Origin of the sequence: Peptacetobacter sp. AB845, assembly GCF_047528295.1 — a bacterium.
In the GTDB taxonomy this organism is placed as follows: domain Bacteria; phylum Bacillota; class Clostridia; order Peptostreptococcales; family Peptostreptococcaceae; genus Peptacetobacter.
In genome coordinates this window covers 293,137-314,640 of the sequence record NZ_CP180001.1, presented here as the reverse complement: position 1 = coordinate 314,640, position 21,504 = coordinate 293,137, and the positions used below count along the sequence as shown (strand labels likewise).

The following is a 21,504-nucleotide window of genomic DNA, read 5'->3' as shown; positions in this document are numbered from 1 at the left end:
AAATATGTATAAATAAAATGGAGGTGAGCTCGATTGTATTTTGAACAAATAAAAGGACAAGATTTTGCAAAAAGATATATAACAAATGCCATAGATAAAAATATGCTAAATAATGCGTATATATTTGAAGGAATAAAAGGTATTGGTAAAAAGACTTTTGCTAGAGAATTTGCCAAAATACTTATAGGAGTATCTCCAGAAAATAGCCCAGATTTCAATATAATAGCTAAAGAAGAGGGCGCACACAGAATAAAAATAGAAAAAATAAGAAAAATGAAAGAGGATGTCTACGAAAAACCCCTTTCAGATTATAAAATATATGTAATAGAAAATGCAGAACTTATGAGTGAAGAAGCTCAGAATGCTATTTTAAAAACAATAGAAGAACCACCAGAATACGCTATATTTATTTTGATAGCGGAAAACAAAGAAGCTCTTCTTAGTACTATTAAATCTAGATGTGACATAGTAAAATTTGTTCCACTTTCTAATGAGATAGTAAAAAATCATCTTGTTGATAATTTAGGGTTGGATGAGGAGTACGCAAAAATGTGTGCTAATTTTTCTAAAGGAAGCATAACTAGGGCTATAGAGCTTGCAAATGATGAGGAATTTAAAGAGATGAGGGAATTTATACAGAATTGTATATCTGTTATATCTGATAAAAAGAAGCTAGACATAGAGATGCTAGCTGATTCAGTAGAAAAATATGAAAATCAGATTATGAATTTCCTAGATATTATGGTAAACTATTTTAGAGATATAATAATGTTAAAAGAAGGAATTAATCTTTTAACAAATACCGATAGAATAACATTTATTGAGAATATGTCTGATAAAATAAATGGTTCTCAAGTGGCTAATATTATTGATATAATAGAAGATACTAAAAAGAAACTCAAAGGATTTTGTGGATTTAAAATGAGTATTCAGGTTATGTTTTTAAATATATATGAGGTGATTAAATGATAAAAATAGTAGGTGTAAGATTTAAAAAAGCTGGCAAAATTTATTACTTTGATCCAGCTGGACTTGATATAGAAGTAAATCAGGATGTAATAGTTGAAACAGCTAGAGGTCTTGAATTTGGACATGTTGTAGTAGGTGGCAAAGAAATAGCGGAAGAAGAACTTGTATCTCCGTTAAAACCAATTATAAGAATTGCAACAGAAGAAGATAAAAAAATATACGATGAAAACAAAGAAAAGGCAAAAGATACTTTTGTATTGTGCCAAGAAAAAATAAAAGAACATGGACTTACAATGTGCCTTATAGATTGTGAATATACATTTGATAGAAATAAGCTAATATTCTACTTTACCGCAGAAGGAAGAATAGACTTTAGAGAGCTTGTAAAGGATTTAGCATCTATATTTAAAACAAGAATAGAATTAAGACAGATAGGTGTTAGAGATGAAGCTAAATCAATAGGTGGACTTGGACCTTGTGGAAGAAAACTTTGTTGTTCTGCTTGGTTAGGAGACTTCCAGCCAGTTTCTATAAAAATGGCAAAAGACCAGAGTTTATCTCTAAATCCAACAAAAATATCTGGAATATGTGGAAGATTATTCTGCTGTTTAAAATATGAACACGATGTATATGCAGAAGCGCTTGAAAAATTACCAGTGGTTGGAGCATTAGTTCAGACTGCAGAAGGAAAAGGTAAGGTAATAGAGGTAAATCCTCTTCTTGAACAGGTAAGAGTTGAATTCCAGGATAAGACTATAAGAGTTTATCTAAAAGATGATGTTCAGACATTAAAAGAGCCAAGAAGAGATAGAAGCGGCGAATATATAGATGCCGAAACAATGAAAGAATTAAAAAGACTAGAAGACTAGTTTACGGATTTAAAACTGCCCAAAAGAGAATACTCTTTAAATTTGGGCAGTTTTTTTAAACTAAAAATAAATTTGTGAAAGGAAAACTTTTCAATGAAAGTTGAGATAAAAGAACAGGAGAGAATAGACGACCTTCAGTTAAAAGGTCTTAAAATAATTCAAAATACAGATGGATTCTGTTTTGGAACAGATGCAGTACTTCTTGCGAATTTTGCTAAAGTAAAAAATGGAGCGAGAGTTGCTGATTTAGGTACTGGAACAGGAATAATACCGCTTATAATATATGGAAAAAATAATGTAGAAAAGATATATGGTGTTGAAATACAGGAAGAAGTCTTTGAAATGGCATCAAGAACTGTTAAAATGAATGAAATAGAAGAAAAAATTGAGATAGTAAATGCGGATTTAAAAGAAATAAAAAATGTACTACCTCAAAATACGTTTGATGTAGTAACATCAAATCCACCATATATGCACAGCGATGGTGTTAAAAATCCAAACGATAAAAAAATGATTTCTAGACATGAAGTGAAATGTAACCTAGATGATGTTATAAAAGCAGCCTCGATTTTATTAAAAGAAAGAGGAAAATTCTTTATGATACATAGACCTACAAGACTTATAGATATTGTAACTATAGGCAGAAAGTACAGATTAGAGCCAAAAGTAATGAGATTTATACATCCTAGAGCAGATAAGGCTCCAAATTTATTATTAGTAGAGTTTACAAAAGGAGGAAAGCCAGATTTAAAAATAATGGATCCTCTATACGTATACGATAATGAAGGAAATTATACGCAGGAAATACTGGACATCTACTCAGAAGATTATAAAACTCCAAGTAGATAGTGCCAATTTTATAAATATAGAAATTTTAAATAAATAAACTTATCCAAAAGGAGAAAAATATGGCAGGAAAATTATATATATGTCCCACACCAATCGGGAATTTAGAAGATATAACATATAGAACATTGAGAATACTAAATGAAGTAGATTTAATAGCAGCAGAGGACACAAGACACAGTCTACAGCTTTTAAATCATTTTGATATATCAAAACCTCTTACAAGCTACCATGAGCATAATAAGGACTCAAAGGGAGGCTATCTAATAACAAAATTATTAGAAGGAGAAAATATAGCACTAATAAGTGATGCTGGAATGCCTGGAATATCAGACCCAGGACAGGATATAATAGGTGAAGCTATAGAAAATAATATAGAAATAGAAGTTCTTCCGGGAGCAACAGCATTTGTAACAGCACTTGTTGGCTCTGGAATGGATACACATAAATTTGTATTTGAAGGCTTTTTAGATAGAGATAAAAAACTTAGAAGAAAAAGATTAGAAGAAATAAAAAATGAAAAAAGAACAATAATATTCTATGAATCTCCACATAGATTAAAAGATACTCTAAAAGATATGTTGAAATATCTTGGAAATAGAAAAATATCAGTAAACAGAGAACTTACTAAAAAATACCAAGAAATCATCAGAGAAGATTTAGAGACTGTAATAGAAATATTCAATAATAGAGATGTAAAAGGTGAATTTGTTTTAATTGTAGAAGGATTTTCTGGAGAAGTAGAAGAAATAGGAAAATACGACGAGTTAAACGAAAGAGAATATGTTATTCAGTTGATGGAAGAGGGTATAAACAAAAAAGACGCTATAAAAATAGTATGTAAGGATAGAAAGTTAAAGAAAGATATAGTCTATAAACAGGTACTAGATTTATAAAATAAACCGTCGAACACGATTTGAGGTGGTTTTATGGATACAATAAGAAGAAAATTTATTGAAGCATTGAAGGCAACGAATACTTCTGAAATTATAGAGCAGATGGATAGAGATGGAGAACTAGAAAAAATATTTCCTCATATATTGGAAATGAAAAAAATTGGGAAATGTAGATTCCATGTTGTAGATAGTTTTACGCACTCTATGAATGCACTTAAAGAACTTGAAAAAGTAATAAATGAAAAATTTTTCCCTAATCATCTTGTAGAATTTGTAAGAGATGATATATATACACAGGTTGACGATGAGTTTAAAAAGGTTGAACTTTTAAAACTAGCGACATTTTTACATGATATGGGAAAACCTAGAAGTATGACTGTAGGAGAAGATGGGAATGCTCATTTTAAAGGACATGAAAAAATAGGGGCTGATATGCTTCATGATGTGATAGCTGAATTTAAAATAAGTGAAAAAGCAGAGGAAATAGTGCACAAATACATAGAATACCATATGATGTTATTAGAGTTTTATAAAAATGATAACATGGGCAAAAAGGTACTATACAAGGCGTTTAGGAAGGTAGGGCCAGATATTGCAGGAGTTATGATTATAGGATATTCTGATGTTGTATGCACAAGAAGGTTGATTTATGAAAATGAAAATTACGGCGTACTTAGAACGTATATAGATTATGCTTTGACGAGTTATTACTACAGATTTGATGAAGAAATAAGTACTGAGAATCAAATATACTAAAATTTAATAAAAATAAAAGCTGATGTTTTTTCATCAGCTTTTTTAATATCAAAATAAATTATTATAGAATTGATTTTGCCTGTATAGGAGTTGATAATATAACAGATGTTTTTGTTGAACCTATTTTCTTTATACTGTCTATAACACTTTCTAATTCCTGCATATCGCTAACAAGAACTTTAAGAAGCGAGCAGTCATCTCCTGTTATATGGTGGCATTCTACTATTCTTGGATCATTTTTTGCATTTTCTAAAAATTCAGCATAGCTCTGGCTTCCTGGAAGAGAAATGTGTATAAATGCTTTTATGTTTCTTCCAAGAGCATCTGGATTTATTATTGCTTTATAACCAGATATTATACCGCAGTTTTCAAGTCTTTTTATTCTTTCTGAAACTGCTGGAGAAGTTAAGCCTATAAGCTTACCTAAGTCCTTCATAGAAATTCTACCATCTTCCTGAAGTATTTCAATTATCTTTCTATCTGTTTCGTCTAATTTTCTAACTGTGTTTTCCATAAACACTCCCCCTTTGTATAATTTATATACCTATAATATCTTTTAACATTGTCCTTTGATTTATAAAGCTTTAATATGCAAAAATAAATAAAAGATAGATAAATTAAGTATTTATTGTTAGATAAATAAAAAAAGTAACTCCTATAATTATAATAAAGCATAATATTTATAAACTTTCAAGAGAAAATTGAATAAAAAAGTAAAAAAATTTAAAAAAATATCAAAAAATCTTTGGAATGACAAGCATTTGATTAGAAAATAGAAATTTTGAAAAAAAATATTCATTTTTAAAAGAATAAGTATTTTAATTTTGCACGTATATAAAGATAAATAAATTGACAACTGTTGTTAAATTGGATAAAATTAAAGTAATTGTATAAGAATTCAATAAATTAAATGCTATGAAGAGAAGAGTAAGAATATAGTCATTCTACAGAGAGCCAGAAAAGGTGAAAGCTGGTGTTTCGATGATATTCTGAATATGGACTTGGAGCATTTAGGTTGAGCAAGATGTAAGGCCTAAACGATTAGACCCGTTATAGTCTATTTGAGATATCCACTATTTGTATATATTGTGGATAAATTAGGGTGGTACCGCGAATACAATCGCCCCTATGAGAAATCATAGGGGTGTTTTTTATTTTAGCGATATAAATTTTTGTAGATAAATCTAAGAAAATTTATATTATTCTCGAAAACGAAAAAATAAAAATAATATACAGGAGGACAATTATGAGCAAACCAACTTTTTATGTAACAACACCAATATACTATCCAAGTGGTAAATTACACATTGGACATACTTACACTACTGTTGCAGCAGATGCAATAGCTAGATTTAAACGTTTCTGTGGATACGATGTTAAATTCCTTACAGGAACAGATGAACACGGAGAAAAAATACAGAAAAAAGCTAAAGAAGCAGGAATGACTGAAATAGAATACCTTGATGGTATGATAGCTGATATAAAAGCTTTATGGAAAAAATTAGACATATCTTATGATGATTTCATAAGAACTACTGAACCAAGACATACAGAAATAATACAGAAAATATTCACTAAATTATATGAACAGGGAGATATATACAAAGGTACTTACGAAGGTAGATACTGTACTCCATGTGAAAGTTTCTGGACTGAATCTCAGTTAATAGATGGAACAAAATGCCCAGACTGTGGTAGAGAAACTTACGTAGCAAAAGAAGAAGCTTACTTCTTCAAACTATCTAAATACGAAGATAGATTAAAAGAATTATTCAAAAGAGATGACTTCTGTCTACCATTATCAAGAAGAAATGAAATGGTTTCTAACTTCTTAGACAAAGGACTAGAAGACTTATGTGTAACTAGAACTACATTTGACTGGGGTATACCAGTACCATTCGATGAAAAACATGTTATATATGTATGGGTTGACGCTCTTTGCAACTATATAACAGCTTTAGGATATATGACTGATAACGACGAAGAATTCAAAAAATACTGGCCAGCATCAGTACATCTAACAGCTAAAGAAATAACAAGATTCCATACAATAATATGGCCAGCTATACTTATGGCACTTGGTTTAGAAGTACCAAAACAGGTATACGGACATGGATGGATATTATTCGACGACGATAAAATGAGTAAATCAAAAGGTAATGTTGTTTACCCAGGTCCAATGATAGAAAGATATGGAGTAGATGCATTAAAATACTTCTTACTAAGAGAATTCTCATTTGGTCAGGATGGAAGCTATACTAACAGAAACTTCATAAACAGAATAAACTCTGACTTAGCTAACGATTTAGGAAACTTAGTAAGCAGAACTGTTGCAATGGTAGAAAAATACAATGAAGGTTTAATACCAGAAGCTACAGTAGCTACTGAATTTGATGAATCATTAAAAGAACAGGCTGCATTATCAGCTAAAGACTTTGAAGCTCAGATGGATGCATTACAGTTCCATGAAGCATTGGAATCAGTATGGAAATTAGTAAGAAGAACTAACAAATATATAGATGAAACTATGCCTTGGGCTTTAGCTAAAGATGAAGCTAAAAAAGAAGAATTAAACACAGTATTATATAACTTATGTGAATCTATAAGAATAATAGCAACACTTATAAACCCAATAATGAATACTACTGCTAACAGAATATACGATCAGTTAGGAATAGCTGGACAGGAAGATATAACTAATTGGGAAAGTGTTAAATCATTCGGCTTAATAAAAGTTGGAACAAAAGTACACAAAGGTGAAGCTTTATTCCCAAGATTAGATGTTGAAAAAGAAATAGAAGAATTAGAAAAAATGTTCGCTCCTAAAAAAGAAGAAGTAAAACCTCTAGAACATAAAGAACAGATAACTATAGACGACTTTGATAAAGTAGAGCTTAGAGTTGGGGAAATAGTTAAATGTGAAAAACATCCAAAAGCAGACAAATTATTAGTATCTCAGGTTAATTTAGGTGCTGAAACAAGACAGATAGTATCTGGAATAGCTAAATGGTACAAACCAGAAGAAATGGTTGGTAAAAAAGTAATAGTTGTTTGCAACTTAAAACCAGTTAAACTTAGAGGAGTAGAATCTGCAGGAATGATACTTGCTGCAGGAGATGACGGAGACGATCTTGTAATACCAACAGCTCAGGATGCAAAACCAGGCTGTGAAGTATGCTAATGAAAGGAAATTAAAAATGTTATTTGACTCACATGCACATTTAAATGACGAAAGCTTCGATGAAGATAGAGAAGAAGTGATAGCGTCTTTAAAAGAAAAAGGACTAGACTATGTAGTTAACCCAGGTGCTGATATGGAAACATCTAAAACTGCAATAGAACTAGCCAATAAACACGACTTTATATACGCTGCTGTTGGAGTACATCCACACGACGTTGAAAATATGACTGAAGCAGATATAGAATTATTAAGAAAATATGCTTTAGAAAATGAAAAGGTAGTTGCTATAGGGGAAATAGGCTTAGATTATTACTATGATTTATCTCCTAGAGAAACTCAGAAAAAATGGTTCAAAAGACAGATTGAACTTGCCAATGAATTAAAATTACCATTTATCGTACATGATAGAGATGCTCATGGGGATACAATGGAAATAATAAAATCAACAAAGGCAGCTGAAACAGGATGTCTACTTCACTGCTACAGTGGAGAAGTTGAACTTGCGAGAGAATATGTGAAAATGGGATGCTATCTTTCAATACCGGGAACTGTTACTTTCAAAAACAATAGAAAGACAGTTGAGGTAGTTAGAGAAATTCCTCTTGAAAGACTTATGATAGAGACAGATTCTCCATATATGGCTCCAGTTCCTCATAGAGGAAAGAGAAATGACCCTTCATTAGTAACTTTTGTAGCTGAAAAAATAGCTTATGAAAAAGGAATATCTTATGAAGAGGTATGTAGAGTAACAAAAGAAAATGCAATGAAATTCTTCGGAATTAAATAAAACTAAGGCTGTTTATTGCCAATAGAAAAAGACTAGTTAACCTTAGGCTCCAGGCTTCGACGCTTGACTTTGTTCTTGTAACACATTTAGAAGAAGTCAAGCGTCTCCAGATTGTCGCTAAAGGTTAAACTAGTCTTTTTCTTTGCCGATAGTAAACCACAATTTAATTTTATTTATATTCCGAGCGAATTTCTGTAATATGCTAGGAGTTTGAGGAATTGTCGATGCAAATTAATTTGTTGTTTCAAAAATTGGAAACGTTATACTATTTATAAATATCTAGGATGTGTAGAAAAAAGGGCTTGTTAGAGGTATAATAGTTTAGATAGTATAATAAGATAATTGAGATAGGAGAGATATTTGTATGAAGGTTGTGGCAGTGACTGCGTGTTCATCTGGGATAGCTCATACTTATATGGCAGCTGAGGCATTAGAGGTAGTTGCGAAGAGAAATGGTATTGATATATCTGTTGAGACACAGGGTGCTATGGGTATAGAGAATGAATTGGCTCCAGAAGATATAAAAGAAGCTGTATGTGTTATTCTTACAAATGATATGCGGATAATCAATGAGCATAGATTTGAAGGCAAGAAAGTTATTAGAATGAGTACATCTGATGTCATTAAAAAAGCAGATATTATAATGAAAAAAATCATAAGTACGTTTAAGTAATTATATGAAATAAATTATATTAAAATAAATACAAAGGAGAAATGGCCATGTTAAAACCAGTAAAATTAAAACCAGCATTTCAGGATTATCTATGGGGTGGTACAAAGTTAAGAGATGAGTACAATAAAGACTGTGATTTTGATAAGATAGCAGAAAGCTGGGAATTATCAAATCACAAAAATGGACAGAGTATAGTAGACTCTGGAGAATTTAAAGGATTAAAATTTGGAGAATATGTAGAAAAATTAGGTGCTAAAGGATTAGGAACTAATTGTGATAGTTTTGAATTCTTCCCAATACTTATAAAATTTATAGATGCTAAAGGATCTCTTTCTATACAGGTTCATCCAGATGATGAGTATGCATTAAGAGTTGAAAAAGAATACGGAAAAACAGAAATGTGGTATGTACTAGAAGCTGAAGAAGGTGCTTCTTTATATTACGGTGTAAATAAAGAAATAAGCAAAGAAGAATTTGCAGATAGAATAAAAAACGATACAATACTAGAAGTGTTAAACAAAGTTGAAGTTAAAAAAGGTGATGTATTCTTCATAGAAAGTGGAACAATACACGCTATAGGTGCAGGTCTTGTAATATGCGAAATACAGCAGAATTCAAACACAACTTATAGAGTATACGACTTTGGTAGACTTGGAGCAGACGGAAAACCAAGAGAATTACACGTAGACAAAGCAATAGATGTAACAAACCTTACTCCAAATGCTAAGAGTGCAGAACCAATGGGAGAATTAGAAAAATTAGACGGATATACAAGAGTATTATTAAGTGAATGTAAATACTTCACTACTTTAAAATATGAAGTAGAAACTAAAGCAGAAGTAGAAATAGACGAAAAATCATTCAACTCTGTAATCATAACAGAAGGAAACGGAAAACTAGTTATGGGAGATACAGAATTAGACTTTATAAAAGGAGATAGTATATTCATACCTGCTCAGAATGGAAAATATTCAGTAGAAGGAAAATGTGAATTTATACTATCAAGAGTATAGGAAAATAGTATATAAACATTGGAATCTCCCTAATATCATAGATACTAGGGAGATTTTGTTTAGAGAGGTGATAATATGAAAGATGTAAAAGGTGTAATATTCGATATGGACGGTGTAATCATCGATACAGAAAGCCTATCTCTTGTATTTTGGGAGAAAATCCTAAAAAAACATGGCATACAAATGGATAGAGAGGCCCAAATTTCACTTATGGGAAAAGGCAGAGATGATACTATAGAAGGTTTAAAGGAAGCTTATGGTAGAGAACTTCCAATGGAAGATTATTATATGGAAAAAGGTCAAGCTGTAATAGACTATCTAGAGGAGAATAAGCCTGGGGTTAAAAAAGGTTTTGAAAGTCTTTTAAAATATCTGATAGAAAATGGATATAAAACTGCAATTGCAACATCTACAGTTAGATGGAAAATGAAGAATAGAATGAAGTTTTTACATTTTGATGATATGGTAGATGATGTTGTTTGTGGAGATGAGGTAAAAAAATCAAAACCGAATCCAGAGATATTTTTAAAAGCAGCTCAAAAGTTAAACCTTACTCCTGAAGAATGTATAGTGATAGAAGATTCAAAGGCTGGGGTTGAGGCAGCGTACAAAGGCGGATTCAGATGCATAATGGTTCCAGATTTTGTAAAACCAGATGATGATTTAAAGAAAAAAACACTTAAAATAGTGGATTCTTTAGAAGAGGTAGAAGAATGGCTGAAAAAGTAGATTTTTTAATAGTATCTGATTTAGAAGTTGATTCAAAAGAAGAAGGGATAAAAACTCTTATAGAAAAATTAGACCAAGAAAATTATCTAAATGATAAAGATGAGTTTTTTAAAGATGTTATAGAAAGAGAAGGAAAGTTTCCAACTTATATAGGTTATGGAATAGGGCTGCCTCACAGCCAAAGCAATGTAGTATACAAACCTTGTGTAGCAATAAGTAGACTAAAAAATAGTATAGAATGGACCTCTGAAAAAGAAAAAGTTGATACAGTATTTCTAATTGCTGCTCCAAAAGATAACAAAGACAATCTTCATTTAAAAATATTATCAAAGTTAGCTAGACTATTGATGCATGAAGATTTTAGAGAATGTGTGAAAAATTTAAAAGAAAAAGAGCTTTTAGAGTTGTTAAATAAAAAAATAGAAGAATAGATTAATCACCTGTTGTTAGATTTACAACTACAGCAGGTGATTTCTTATTTTTTGCTAAAGAAAACAATAAATAAATACTTCAAATAGCGTACAAGTGTTATAATATAATAATGTAACTAAAAAGATTGACGGAAATTAAAAAACTAAAATAAATAATAAATATCAAAAATGGAGGATAAATATGACAACAGTTAGATTTGGTGTGGTTGGAACTAGTGCTATAACAGAGTGGTTTATAAAAGCTGGGAAAAAACTAGATGGATTTGAATTAAAGGCTGTTTACTCAAGAAGCATGGAAAAAGCAGAAGAATTTGGTAAAAAGCATGGAGCAAAGTTATTCTTTGATGATTTAGATGCAATGTCAAAATGCGATGAAATAGATGCGATATACATAGCTTCACCAAACTTTATGCACAAAGAACAAGCGATACTATGTATGAACAACGGAAAAAATGTACTATGTGAAAAACCATTTGCTACAAATAAAAGAGATGCGGAAGAAATGGTGAAATGTGCAAAAGAAAACAATGTTTTACTTATGGAGGAAATGAGGCTTACTTGTACTCCTAATTTCCAAAATGTAAAAAACAACTTAGATAAACTAGGAAAGATAAGAAGATATTCTGCAAATTTCTGCCAGTATTCATCAAGATATGATAAATTCAAAGAAGGTATAGTTTTAAATGCATTCAAAAAAGAATTATCAAATGGAGCACTTATGGATATAGGGGTGTATTGCATACATCCTATGGTAAATTTATTTGGTAGACCAAATAATATAAAAGCAAATGCGGTAAAATTATCTACAGGTGTAGACGGAGAAGGAAGTATAATTCTTGAATATGACGATATGCTTGCAGATATAAGATATTCAAAAATTACTCAGTCTAATATACCAACAGAAATCCAGGGAGAGGATGGAAGTATAATAGTAGATAAGATGAGTACATTTTCAGATGTTAGAATAGAGCACAGAAAAGGTGGAGTAGAAGATATAACAGCGGAATTTGAAGTTGAAAAGGATGAAAAATTTGAAGTAGATAGTATATATTTTGCTGTTAAAGAATTTATGAAATCTTTAGGAGAAGGAAAGAAAGAGTCTGATATAAACACATTAGAAAATACTTTAATTGTTATGGAGATAATGGATGAAGTTAGAAGACAGATAGACTTAGTATATCCTGCAGACGAAAATTAATAGTCGATAAAAAAATAAGATAGTAAGGAAGAAAATATGATAAAAGAAATAATAGTAGTAGAAGGAAGAGATGATGTAACTGCTGTAAAGAGAGCAGTAGATGCTGAGCTTATTACAACTGGTGGTTTTGGATTTCCAAAAGGAGTAATGGAGAGAATTAAAGAAGCTCAGAAAAGAAGAGGAGTAATAATATTTACAGATCCAGATTTTGCTGGAGAAAAAATTAGAAAAACAATAACAGCTGAAGTTCCAGGATGTAAGCACGCATTTTTACCTAGAGAAGAGGCTAAAAAAGACGGAGATATAGGTATAGAAAATGCTACTCCAGAGAGCATAAGAGCTGCACTTGAAAGAGTTAGAACTGAAAGCACAGAAAATAGAAGTGAATTTTCACAGAAGGATCTACTTTTAAATGGGCTAATAGGAAATGACGATGCATCATTTAGAAGAGATAAAATGGGGCAGCTTTTAGGAATAGGTTACGGAAATGCAAAACAGTTCTTGAGTAGATTAAACAACTACGGTGTTACAAGAGAAGAATTTGAAAAAGCATTAGAAGAAATAGAAAAATAATCAGAGATTGTTCAGAATAAGGACAAAATTTATAAAAATTAGGAGGAATTATGGATAGACTTTCATCGCATAGAGCGACAAAAGATATAGTAGACAAACATGGATTTAAATTTTCAAAATCATTAGGACAGAACTTTTTAATAGACGATAACGTAATAGACAAGATAATAGACGGAGCTAGAGTAAAAGAAGGAGATAAGGTAATAGAAGTAGGGCCAGGAATAGGTACACTTACTAGAGAAATGGCTAAAAGAGCTGAAAAAGTTGTAGCTGTTGAAATAGATAAAAACCTTATACCTATATTAAAAGAGACTTTAGCAGATTTCGACAATACAGAGGTAGTAAATGAAGACATATTAAAAGTCGATATAAACAAACTAGTAGACGAAAAACTTTCTGGAGATCCTGTAAAATTAATTGCAAACCTTCCATATTACATAACTACTCCAATAGTTATGAAATTCCTAGAGGAAGATATACCTGTTACAGATATAGTTGTAATGGTTCAGAAAGAGGTTGCTGATAGAATGAATGCAGTACCATCTACAAAGGATTACGGAGCATTATCTGTTGCAGTTCAGTACTACTGTGATACTGAAATAGTTGCAAAAGCTCCAAGACATATGTTTATACCACAGCCTAAGGTAGACTCTACAGTTATAGGTCTTCATATAAGAGAAGAGAAAAAATACAAGGCTGATAATGAACAATTATTCTTCAAAACTGTAAAAGCAGCTTTTGGTCAGAGAAGAAAAACTCTTTTAAATTCATTATCTAGTATGGGAGTTTTAGATAAGGCTAAGATAAAAGAAGTACTTGCAGAAGCTGGAATAGATGAAAAAAGAAGAGGGGAAACTCTTAGCATAGAAGAATTTGCGCACCTTTCTAATATAATAAACAAAAATATATAGTACTCTAAAAAAGGACACTTTTTAGAAAGGGGGTAGAGTTATTGGCGACTAAAAAGAAATCAAAGTTAAGGTTTTATATTGTTTTAGGTGTAATAGCATTCTTTGTTATATATATAGTGGGATTCTTTGCAGCTACTAAATATGAAACTAACGAGGCGGAAGAAGATAATAAATTGGTTCGGGAGGAAAATGTAGCCGACAATACATTACCTCTACTATCTCAATTAAAAGCTAGTGGGAAAGTTTATATTTCAGATAAAAAGACGGACACTAGCATAAAGATTGAAAAAGATAGATGGACAGATTATAAATATTATTTAAATGAATTTAGAAAGGTTAGAAATGCTATTTCATTTGATCCAATTTATAGCGGATATTCTTCAACAGGGATAAAATTTTCTACAGATTTAGACTTTTTAAAAGTTTACACTGTTGAAAAAGAAGAATACTATAAAATTCCTGTTTCTCAAAAGAAGGATTTTGAAAAGGTTATAAATGAAAGTATATATACATCTTTTGACTTTGCTATAAATGATAATAAATGGAAAAGTGTACACATTTCTAAAGGAGAAGATGTAAAAACTCTACGCAAATGGAACTACAATAATCTAGTTAGTAAAATGAGGTACAAAAGACACGTTGGAAAAGTTCAACCAGAAAAAGCTAGAGAAAAAAGTAAATATAACTATAGTGTCTATATAGATGGGGAAGGCTTTAGTATAAGAATTGACACTATGGGACCTAATTATATAAAAATTATCTCTGGGGAAAAAGGCGAATACGTGGCTTACTATGAAGTGTACAATGATATGTACAAATACATAAAAGAGAATATATTTAAAGAGTAATAAAAAAGGAGTAATCGAAAAATTCGATTGCTCCTTTAATTTTTTATACTATTTGTTTTTATTTCCTTTAGCAACAAGAGCTTCAGCAACTTTGAATATAGGACCAGCACCTGCAGTTATTACAAAATCGTCTGGTTCTACATTGTCAGCAAGATATTCTACTATATCGTCGAATTCTTTTATGTACTTAGCATCTATATTGTTGTGGTATAATTTTTCAACTAAATCTGTAGAGTGAATATCACCAGGGTCAGTTTCTCTAGCTGCGTATATATCAGTTACGATAACTTTATCAGCTGCGAAGAAAGCATCTGAGAATTCATTAAGTAGTGATTTAGTTCTTGAATATGTATGAGGCTGGAATATGCACCATAATCTATTCTTTTTAATTCTCTTAGCTGTAGAAAGAGTAGATTTTAGTTCGGTTGGATGGTGAGCGTAGTCATCTACAACAGTTGCTCCGTTGTATTTTCCTTTAAACTCAAATCTTCTTCCAACACCTCTATATTTCTTAATATTTCTTTTTATAGTTTCTACATCTATACCAGATACTATAGAAGTTATTATTGCTGCAACAGCATTGTATATGTTGTGAAGTCCCCGAACAGATAATTCAAATTTGCCTAAATCTTCTCCATTGTAAACTAATTCGAATATACCGCATCCAAGTTCATCAAATTCTATATTTTTGATTACAGCATCGTTATCTTTATTGCTACCGTATTTTATAACTGTAGCCTTTACATCGTAAAGTATATCAGCTGTGTTTTCATCATCTCCATTTATTATGAAGTATCCATCAGGAGGTAAAAGCTTACCAAATTTATTGAATGAAGCTTTGATTTCATCTATTCCTGAGAAATAGTCAAGATGGTCTTCTTCTATATTTAAAACTATAGATATTTTTGGATTGAAGTTTAGGAAACTATCTACGTATTCACAAGCTTCTGTTATAAAGTGATTAGAATGTCCTATTTTGACATTACCACCTATCATACTTAGGTTACCACCTACAAGTATTGTAGGATCTAAGTCTGCGTATTCAAATATAGCTGAAAGCATTGATGTTGTAGATGTTTTTCCGTGAGTACCAGATACTGCGATAGAGTTTTTATACTCTCTCATTATCTGTCCTAAAAAAGCAGCTCTATTTACAATTAGTTTATTTTTCTTTCTAGCAGCCATAAGCTCTTCATTATCAGGGTGTATAGCAGCTGTATAAACAACCATGTTTACATCGTCAGAAATATTTTCTTTTCTCTGTCCTATAAATATTTCAGCACCTTGATTTCTAAGTTTTTCTGTCATAGGTGATTCCTGAGAGTCAGAACCTGAAACATGATATCCTTTGTTAAGGCAGATTTCAGCTAATGCACTCATACTGATTCCGCCGATTCCTATGAAATGTATATTCATGATAAAAACAACCCTTTCTTTTATATAAAGTAATACAATATGAACGTTTTTGTGATATAATAAGATAATGTGCGATATTTCTCGAACACACGAAATTATACAACAAAAGACAAAACTGTATTATCAACATAGTAATTATTATATCACAAGTAAATTTGTTGTGCATCAGTTTTAACGGCGATTAAGAAGCAGCAGGGGGAAATAGATTATGAAATTTAAAAGAACGGAAAGAATAGGAGCGATAGTTAAGACACTATCTGATAACCCGAACAAAATATACACTCTTAGCTATTTTACAAATCAGTTTAATGCAGCTAAGTCTACAATAAGTGAAGACCTTCTTGTTGTTAAAAGTGTATTTGAAAAACTACATTTAGGAAAAGTAATAACAATATCAGGAGCGGCTGGTGGAGTAAAATACATACCAAAAACATCTAAACAAGAAAATGCAGAATTTTTAATGGAACTTTGTAACAGAATTAAAGATGAAGGAAGAATATTATCAGGTGGATTTTTATACCTAATAGACCTTATCTATGATCCTGGAACTGTTTCAAAAATAGGAAAGATATTTGCCTCTAATATAGATTATACTGATGCTGATTATGTTGTTACAATGGAAACTAAAGGTATTCCAATGGCTCTTATGACTGCAAATGCTATGAACTTACCATTAGTAATCATAAGAAAAGACATAAAGGTATCAGAAGGACCTACACTTAGTATGACATATGTCAGCGGAAATAGTGGGAAATTAGAAAGTATGAGCTTACCTAGAAAAGCTCTAAAACCAGATAGCAAGGTTATCATAATAGATGACTTCATGAGAGGTGGAGGAACTATAAAAGGTATGATAGACCTAATGAAAGAATTTAGTGCGGAAGTAATTGGAATCGGTGTATTTATATCTACTATGAAACCGGAAGAAAAAATGGTTGATGACTATATATCATTAATACAGCTTGATGTTCAGGGAAATGAGATAATAGTAGAGCCAAATAGAGAAATTTTGGCTGATACTGAAACAGAAGAAGATACGGAAGATATGTACATTTAGCCTAAAAAGTGATATATTTAAAGATAATAATGTAATTTTTTATTAAATTAAATCTTAAAAAATAAACGAATTAGTCAATGGAGAGATGTTAAATGAAATTTAAGTCAATAATACTTGCTGCGGGCAAGGGAACAAGAATGAAATCAAAATACCCAAAAGTAATACATAAAGTATGTGGTAAAGAGATGGTAAACCATGTAGTTGATACTTCTAAAAAATCAGGAGTAGAAGAAACTATAGTAGTTCTTGGGCATGGAGCTGAAGCCGTAATAGAAAGACTTTCAGACGATATAATAACAGTTATGCAGACAGAACAGCTAGGAACAGCACATGCTGTAAGAATGGCTGAAGAATATATAGAAGATGAAGATACTATAGTAGTATTATGTGGAGATACTCCACTTATAAAAGAAGATACTCTTAAAAAATTATTCGAATACCATGTAGAAAACAACTGTCATACTACAGTTCTTTCAACAATAGTAGACGACCCTACAGGATATGGAAGAATAATAAGAGATGAAAATGGTGACCTACTAAAGATAGTAGAACAGAAAGATGCTAGTGAAGAAGAAAAACTAGTAAAAGAAATAAACTCAGGAATATACTGCTTCAACGGTAAAAGCCTAAAAGAAGCTTTAAAAGAAATAAACAACGACAACGCTCAGGGAGAATACTATCTTCCAGATGCTATAAAAGTAATGAGAGAAAAATCTCTAAAAGTTGGAGCATTTGCAGGTTCTTCAATAGAAGAATTAATGGGAGTAAACTCAAGATTACAGCTTTCTCAGGCTGAAAAAGCTATGAGAAAAAGAATAAATGAATTCCACATGGCAAATGGTGTAACTATGATAGACCCTGATACTACATACATAGAAGCTGATGTAGAAATAGGAAATGATACAATAGTATACCCAGGAGTTAATTTAGTTGGTAAAACAAAAATAGGTTCTGACTGTATAATAGGTATGAATTCATCAATAACTGATTCAATAGTTGGAAATGGAACAGAAATAAAAATATCTACTTTATTAGAAGCTAAAGTTGGAGAAAATACAAAAGTTGGACCATACGCATACCTAAGACCTAAAGCAGATGTAGGAAATGGATGTAAGGTAGGAGATTTCGTTGAAATCAAAAATGCTAAATTCGGCGATGGCTCTAAAGCATCACACTTATCTTACATAGGAGATGCTGAAGTAGGTAAAAATGTAAATGTAGGATGTGGAGTTGTATTTGTAAACTACGATGGTGTACATAAATTCAGATCAGTAGTAAAAGACAATGCATTCATAGGATCAAACTCAAATCTAGTAGCTCCAGTTACTGTTGAAGAACAGGGATATATAGCTACTGGTTCTACAATAACAGATGATGTTCCAGGAAGAGCACTTGCAATAGCAAGACAGAGACAGTGCATAAAAGAAAATTGGATGGATAAAAAAGAAGCTAGAGATAAGAAATTATCTGAAGAAAAAGCAAAAAATAAAAAATAATATCTTGGGATATTAATTAAACTTGATTTCTTTTTAAACTTTTGGTTTAAATAGTTATATATTGTAAAAAATGTTTGGAGGGTTAACTAAATGAATACTAGCGGTAGCGAAATCAAAATACTTGCCGGTAACGCATCTAAAGAGTTAGCTGAAAAAATAGCTAAACAGTTAAACGTACCAGTTCTTGACTGTGAAGTTGGAACATTCAGCGACGGTGAAATATGTGTTAACATGAACGAAACTGTAAGAGGTTGCGACGTTTTCGTTGTTCAGTCTACTAACAGTCCGGTAAACAACAACTTAATGGAATTATTAATAATGATAGATGCACTTAAGAGAGCATCTGCAGGAAGAATAACTGCTGTAATACCATACTATGGTTATGCAAGACAGGACAGAAAAGCGAAAGCAAGAGATCCAATCACAGCTAAATTAGTTGCTAACTTAATAGTAGCAGCTGGCGCAGATAGAGTCTTAACTATGGACTTACATGCATCTCAGATACAGGGATACTTCGATATACCTCTAGATCACTTACTAGGTGGTCCATTACTATCTGAATACTTCAATGAAAAAAATATAGAAGATTTAGTAGTAGTATCTCCTGACCTTGGTAGTGTTACAAGATCTAGAAAATTTGCTAATTCATTAAATGGTGAAGTGCCTATAGCTATAATAGACAAAAGAAGACCAAGACCAAATGTATGTGAAGTTATGAACTTAATAGGTGAGGTTGAAGGTAAAAACGTAATACTTCTTGACGATATGATAGATACTGCAGGAACAATAGTAAATGCAGTTGAAGCAGTTAAAAAATTCGGTGCTAAAGATGTTTACGTTTGCTGTACACACGCTGTTTTATCAGGTCCAGCTATAGAAAGAATAGAAAATTCTTCAATGAAAGAATTAGTTGTTCTTGATACTATACAGTTACCAGAAGAAAAACAGATAGAAAAAATAAAAGTTAAATCAGTAGCTCCTATATTTGCAGAAGCTATAGATAAAATATTCAGCAACAAATCAGTAAGTGAATTATTCTAATTGAATATAAGTAGAAAGAGGAGTAACTCTAATAGTGCTTGAGCTTATTCAGGTGACAGGCGTACTATTTGGAGTTAGCTCCTCTTTTTTGTTTTTTGGAATTTATATGTAAAATTCATTCTAATAATAAAAAATAATCATTATTAATGTTACAATAACGAAATTTTATGTTAATAAAAAAACAAAATAGGGTTATAGAAACATTGGTTAATTTATTAAAAATTAAAATAATTAATGAAAAATAAATATAAAAATAAAAAAATAAAATAAAATATTCATTATTTAATATTAAATTTAATAAAATATAAAAATAAATTAATAAAATATTGACAATGTGTATTTTTGATATTATACTTGAGAAAACGTAATCACAGAAATATATTCATATAATTATATGTTTATATAAAAAATAATAGGAGGAAAAGTCTATGGAACTAAAGAAAATAAAAAACAAAAATGTTAAAGCCTCAAAAACAAATAAGCAGAAATGCTATGTTGTGGGAAAATCAAATCGCTACTTAGGTTCAGATTGTAGTAATGATTGTAGTGCTTATGGTAAACCACCTTCTTGGAAAAGTGCTTATATGTAAGATGTTTTAAAATTAAAATAAAGAGGATGTAAAATTAACATCCTCTTTATTTATTTAAGGAGATAGAAATGGGAATGTTAAATAATTTAAAAATAATAGAAAATGATAGTAAAGTAATACTAATCAATAATAATAATGGAAAATGGATAAAAATATCTTATGAAGTATATAAAATTTTATTGGATTTAGAAAAAAGAAATATTAGTATAAACGATTTTGAAAATGAAGATAGAATCTTTTTAAAAAATATAATAAAGGAAACTAATAATATAAGAAAAAATGACATTGAAAAATTTATAGGATATGAAATAACAGATAAATGTAATTTATTGTGTAAACATTGTTGTTTTAGTTATGGATTAAATGATAAAGTTATTGATTTAGAAAAAATATATAAAATATTGGATAAAATCTTAGAATTTAATCCAGATGTAATACAGATAAGTGGTGGAGAACCAATGATGTTAGATAATATAGAAGCATATTTAAAATACTTAAAAGATAGAGGGCATTGTAAAATAATTTTATCTACAAATGGAACTTTGTTTAATGATAATAATATAAAAATAATAACAAAATTAGTGGATCAAATAGATATAAGTATAGATGGTTACGATGAAGTAAGTTGTTCGAAAATAAGAGGTAAAGGAGTATTTTCTAAAGTAATAAATAATATAAAAAAGATAAAATCAGCAGATTTTGAAAAAATAACAGTTTCTATGGTATTTTCGGAAAAAAATTATAATGAACAAGCAAAATTTATTGAATTTTGCAAAGATATAAACGTTTATCCGCAAACAAGATATTTTTCTGAAAGTGGTAGAGGAAAGGAAAATATAGAATTATTCAAAAATAATAAAGATATATTTTTTATTCCAGAAGATTTTTTTGAAAAAAAATGGTATGAATTAAATGCTAGAAAGTGTTTAGCAGGTAAAAGTGAGTTTTTTATAAAAGAAAATGGAGATGTTTATCCATGTCCTCAATTTACAGAGGAGGAGTTTTTATTAGGAAATATTTTACAAAATGATTTAGAAAGTATGAAAATAAAAAAGCAAATTGATGTAAATGAAAAATTTTTGGATGATTGTAAAGATTGTAAAGTTGAACCATTTTGTTGGACGTGTCCAGGAAGTAAAAAAGAGATAAAAAATAAATATATGAAAGATAATATGTGTAATAAAATTTATAGTCATCTTTATAAAGAAATATGGGAGGATTAAA

At 30.5% G+C, this 21,504-nt stretch carries 22 protein-coding genes and 1 other annotated feature; of the genes, 20 read left to right on the top strand and 2 right to left on the bottom strand.

Going from position 1 to position 21,504, the window contains the following annotated elements:
• The first annotated feature begins 33 nt into the window (after nt 1-33).
• From ACK2WO_RS01415 to ACK2WO_RS01395, 5 genes are all read left to right on the top strand, one after another.
• Complete coding sequence (locus tag ACK2WO_RS01415) at nt 34-969, top strand: ATP-binding protein (RefSeq protein ID WP_414698192.1); 936 nt, start codon at nt 34-36, stop codon at nt 967-969.
• On the top strand, nt 966-1,838 hold the full coding sequence (locus tag ACK2WO_RS01410; protein WP_414698191.1) for a stage 0 sporulation family protein: 873 nt from the start codon (nt 966-968) through the stop codon (nt 1,836-1,838). Before ACK2WO_RS01415 ends, ACK2WO_RS01410 begins: the two co-directional genes overlap by 4 nt.
• Before the next feature lie 93 nt (nt 1,839-1,931).
• Nucleotides 1,932-2,687 carry a methyltransferase gene (locus ACK2WO_RS01405; RefSeq protein WP_178412713.1) on the top strand — a complete coding sequence of 252 codons (756 nt, stop codon included), beginning with the start codon at nt 1,932-1,934 and terminating at the stop codon, nt 2,685-2,687.
• A gap of 59 nt (nt 2,688-2,746) precedes the next feature.
• Nucleotides 2,747-3,580 carry a 16S rRNA (cytidine(1402)-2'-O)-methyltransferase gene (gene rsmI, locus ACK2WO_RS01400; protein ID WP_178412714.1) on the top strand — a complete coding sequence of 278 codons (834 nt, stop codon included), beginning with the start codon at nt 2,747-2,749 and terminating at the stop codon, nt 3,578-3,580.
• A gap of 33 nt (nt 3,581-3,613) precedes the next feature.
• A complete protein-coding gene (locus ACK2WO_RS01395) occupies nt 3,614-4,336 on the top strand; it encodes an HD domain-containing protein (protein WP_414698190.1) in 723 nt (240 codons plus the stop codon).
• 61 nt (nt 4,337-4,397) lie between these two features.
• Here the strand turns inward: ACK2WO_RS01395 and ACK2WO_RS01390 are convergent, their stop codons facing one another.
• Nucleotides 4,398-4,850 (bottom strand): AsnC family transcriptional regulator, encoded by a 453-nt coding sequence (locus ACK2WO_RS01390; protein WP_178412716.1) that lies wholly within the window; start codon nt 4,848-4,850, stop codon nt 4,398-4,400.
• Nucleotides 4,851-5,242: 392 nt separating this feature from the next.
• Nucleotides 5,243-5,467 (top strand) — a binding site (T-box leader).
• A gap of 115 nt (nt 5,468-5,582) precedes the next feature.
• On the opposite strand from ACK2WO_RS01390, the gene metG reads away from it, so the two are divergent.
• The 10 genes from metG (at nt 5,583) to ACK2WO_RS01340 (ending at nt 14,680) form a co-directional block, all read left to right on the top strand.
• Complete coding sequence (gene metG / locus ACK2WO_RS01385; protein WP_178412717.1) at nt 5,583-7,517, top strand: methionine--tRNA ligase; 1,935 nt, start codon at nt 5,583-5,585, stop codon at nt 7,515-7,517.
• 16 nt (nt 7,518-7,533) lie between these two features.
• Nucleotides 7,534-8,304 carry a TatD family hydrolase gene (locus ACK2WO_RS01380; protein ID WP_040410742.1) on the top strand — a complete coding sequence of 257 codons (771 nt, stop codon included), beginning with the start codon at nt 7,534-7,536 and terminating at the stop codon, nt 8,302-8,304.
• 364 nt (nt 8,305-8,668) lie between these two features.
• Nucleotides 8,669-8,977, top strand: a complete 309-nt coding sequence (locus ACK2WO_RS01375; protein ID WP_414698189.1) for a PTS fructose-like transporter subunit IIB — start codon at nt 8,669-8,671, stop codon at nt 8,975-8,977.
• A 47-nt stretch (nt 8,978-9,024) separates the two neighbouring features.
• Entirely contained in the window at nt 9,025-9,990 is a 966-nt protein-coding gene (locus ACK2WO_RS01370) for a type I phosphomannose isomerase catalytic subunit (protein WP_414698188.1), read from the top strand.
• Between the two features lie 75 nt (nt 9,991-10,065).
• A complete protein-coding gene (locus tag ACK2WO_RS01365; RefSeq protein WP_414698187.1) occupies nt 10,066-10,719 on the top strand; it encodes an HAD family hydrolase in 654 nt (217 codons plus the stop codon).
• Nucleotides 10,704-11,150 (top strand): PTS sugar transporter subunit IIA, encoded by a 447-nt coding sequence (locus ACK2WO_RS01360; RefSeq protein WP_414698186.1) that lies wholly within the window; start codon nt 10,704-10,706, stop codon nt 11,148-11,150. The genes ACK2WO_RS01365 and ACK2WO_RS01360 overlap by 16 nt, the downstream gene beginning before the upstream one ends.
• Before the next feature lie 181 nt (nt 11,151-11,331).
• Entirely contained in the window at nt 11,332-12,348 is a 1,017-nt protein-coding gene (locus ACK2WO_RS01355) for a Gfo/Idh/MocA family protein (protein ID WP_414698185.1), read from the top strand.
• Nucleotides 12,349-12,384: 36 nt separating this feature from the next.
• Nucleotides 12,385-12,921 (top strand): ribonuclease M5, encoded by a 537-nt coding sequence (rnmV, locus tag ACK2WO_RS01350; RefSeq protein WP_178412723.1) that lies wholly within the window; start codon nt 12,385-12,387, stop codon nt 12,919-12,921.
• Nucleotides 12,922-12,971: 50 nt separating this feature from the next.
• A complete protein-coding gene (gene rsmA, locus ACK2WO_RS01345) occupies nt 12,972-13,832 on the top strand; it encodes a 16S rRNA (adenine(1518)-N(6)/adenine(1519)-N(6))-dimethyltransferase RsmA (RefSeq protein WP_414698184.1) in 861 nt (286 codons plus the stop codon).
• Between the two features lie 41 nt (nt 13,833-13,873).
• Nucleotides 13,874-14,680 carry a hypothetical protein gene (locus ACK2WO_RS01340; RefSeq protein WP_414698183.1) on the top strand — a complete coding sequence of 269 codons (807 nt, stop codon included), beginning with the start codon at nt 13,874-13,876 and terminating at the stop codon, nt 14,678-14,680.
• 48 nt (nt 14,681-14,728) lie between these two features.
• Here the strand turns inward: ACK2WO_RS01340 and murC are convergent, their stop codons facing one another.
• Nucleotides 14,729-16,096 carry a UDP-N-acetylmuramate--L-alanine ligase gene (gene murC / locus ACK2WO_RS01335; RefSeq protein ID WP_414698182.1) on the bottom strand — a complete coding sequence of 456 codons (1,368 nt, stop codon included), beginning with the start codon at nt 16,094-16,096 and terminating at the stop codon, nt 14,729-14,731.
• Between the two features lie 208 nt (nt 16,097-16,304).
• On the opposite strand from murC, the gene purR reads away from it, so the two are divergent.
• The 5 genes from purR (at nt 16,305) to ACK2WO_RS01310 (ending at nt 21,503) form a co-directional block, all read left to right on the top strand.
• A complete protein-coding gene (gene purR / locus ACK2WO_RS01330) occupies nt 16,305-17,153 on the top strand; it encodes a pur operon repressor (RefSeq protein WP_414698181.1) in 849 nt (282 codons plus the stop codon).
• Between the two features lie 92 nt (nt 17,154-17,245).
• Complete coding sequence (gene glmU / locus ACK2WO_RS01325) at nt 17,246-18,649, top strand: bifunctional UDP-N-acetylglucosamine diphosphorylase/glucosamine-1-phosphate N-acetyltransferase GlmU (RefSeq protein WP_414698180.1); 1,404 nt, start codon at nt 17,246-17,248, stop codon at nt 18,647-18,649.
• Between the two features lie 90 nt (nt 18,650-18,739).
• On the top strand, nt 18,740-19,690 hold the full coding sequence (locus ACK2WO_RS01320) for a ribose-phosphate diphosphokinase (RefSeq protein ID WP_118548704.1): 951 nt from the start codon (nt 18,740-18,742) through the stop codon (nt 19,688-19,690).
• Between the two features lie 428 nt (nt 19,691-20,118).
• Nucleotides 20,119-20,280, top strand: coding sequence for a hypothetical protein (locus ACK2WO_RS01315; protein WP_414698179.1), 162 nt, complete (start codon nt 20,119-20,121; stop codon nt 20,278-20,280).
• A 68-nt stretch (nt 20,281-20,348) separates the two neighbouring features.
• A complete protein-coding gene (locus ACK2WO_RS01310) occupies nt 20,349-21,503 on the top strand; it encodes a radical SAM/SPASM domain-containing protein (protein ID WP_118548703.1) in 1,155 nt (384 codons plus the stop codon).
• Nucleotide 21,504: the final 1 nt, after the last annotated feature.

Coding starts and splice junctions, on each gene's coding strand:
- ACK2WO_RS01410 (WP_414698191.1), top strand. CDS start 966: ATGATAAAAATAGTAGGTGTAAGATTTAAAAAAGCTGGCAAAATTTAT.
- ACK2WO_RS01405 (WP_178412713.1), top strand. CDS start 1,932: ATGAAAGTTGAGATAAAAGAACAGGAGAGAATAGACGACCTTCAGTTA.
- rsmI (WP_178412714.1), top strand. CDS start 2,747: ATGGCAGGAAAATTATATATATGTCCCACACCAATCGGGAATTTAGAA.
- ACK2WO_RS01395 (WP_414698190.1), top strand. CDS start 3,614: ATGGATACAATAAGAAGAAAATTTATTGAAGCATTGAAGGCAACGAAT.
- ACK2WO_RS01390 (WP_178412716.1), bottom strand. CDS start 4,850: ATGGAAAACACAGTTAGAAAATTAGACGAAACAGATAGAAAGATAATT.
- metG (WP_178412717.1), top strand. CDS start 5,583: ATGAGCAAACCAACTTTTTATGTAACAACACCAATATACTATCCAAGT.
- ACK2WO_RS01380 (WP_040410742.1), top strand. CDS start 7,534: ATGTTATTTGACTCACATGCACATTTAAATGACGAAAGCTTCGATGAA.
- ACK2WO_RS01375 (WP_414698189.1), top strand. CDS start 8,669: ATGAAGGTTGTGGCAGTGACTGCGTGTTCATCTGGGATAGCTCATACT.
- ACK2WO_RS01370 (WP_414698188.1), top strand. CDS start 9,025: ATGTTAAAACCAGTAAAATTAAAACCAGCATTTCAGGATTATCTATGG.
- ACK2WO_RS01365 (WP_414698187.1), top strand. CDS start 10,066: ATGAAAGATGTAAAAGGTGTAATATTCGATATGGACGGTGTAATCATC.
- ACK2WO_RS01360 (WP_414698186.1), top strand. CDS start 10,704: ATGGCTGAAAAAGTAGATTTTTTAATAGTATCTGATTTAGAAGTTGAT.
- ACK2WO_RS01355 (WP_414698185.1), top strand. CDS start 11,332: ATGACAACAGTTAGATTTGGTGTGGTTGGAACTAGTGCTATAACAGAG.
- rnmV (WP_178412723.1), top strand. CDS start 12,385: ATGATAAAAGAAATAATAGTAGTAGAAGGAAGAGATGATGTAACTGCT.
- rsmA (WP_414698184.1), top strand. CDS start 12,972: ATGGATAGACTTTCATCGCATAGAGCGACAAAAGATATAGTAGACAAA.
- murC (WP_414698182.1), bottom strand. CDS start 16,096: ATGAATATACATTTCATAGGAATCGGCGGAATCAGTATGAGTGCATTA.
- purR (WP_414698181.1), top strand. CDS start 16,305: ATGAAATTTAAAAGAACGGAAAGAATAGGAGCGATAGTTAAGACACTA.
- glmU (WP_414698180.1), top strand. CDS start 17,246: ATGAAATTTAAGTCAATAATACTTGCTGCGGGCAAGGGAACAAGAATG.
- ACK2WO_RS01320 (WP_118548704.1), top strand. CDS start 18,740: ATGAATACTAGCGGTAGCGAAATCAAAATACTTGCCGGTAACGCATCT.
- ACK2WO_RS01315 (WP_414698179.1), top strand. CDS start 20,119: ATGGAACTAAAGAAAATAAAAAACAAAAATGTTAAAGCCTCAAAAACA.
- ACK2WO_RS01310 (WP_118548703.1), top strand. CDS start 20,349: ATGGGAATGTTAAATAATTTAAAAATAATAGAAAATGATAGTAAAGTA.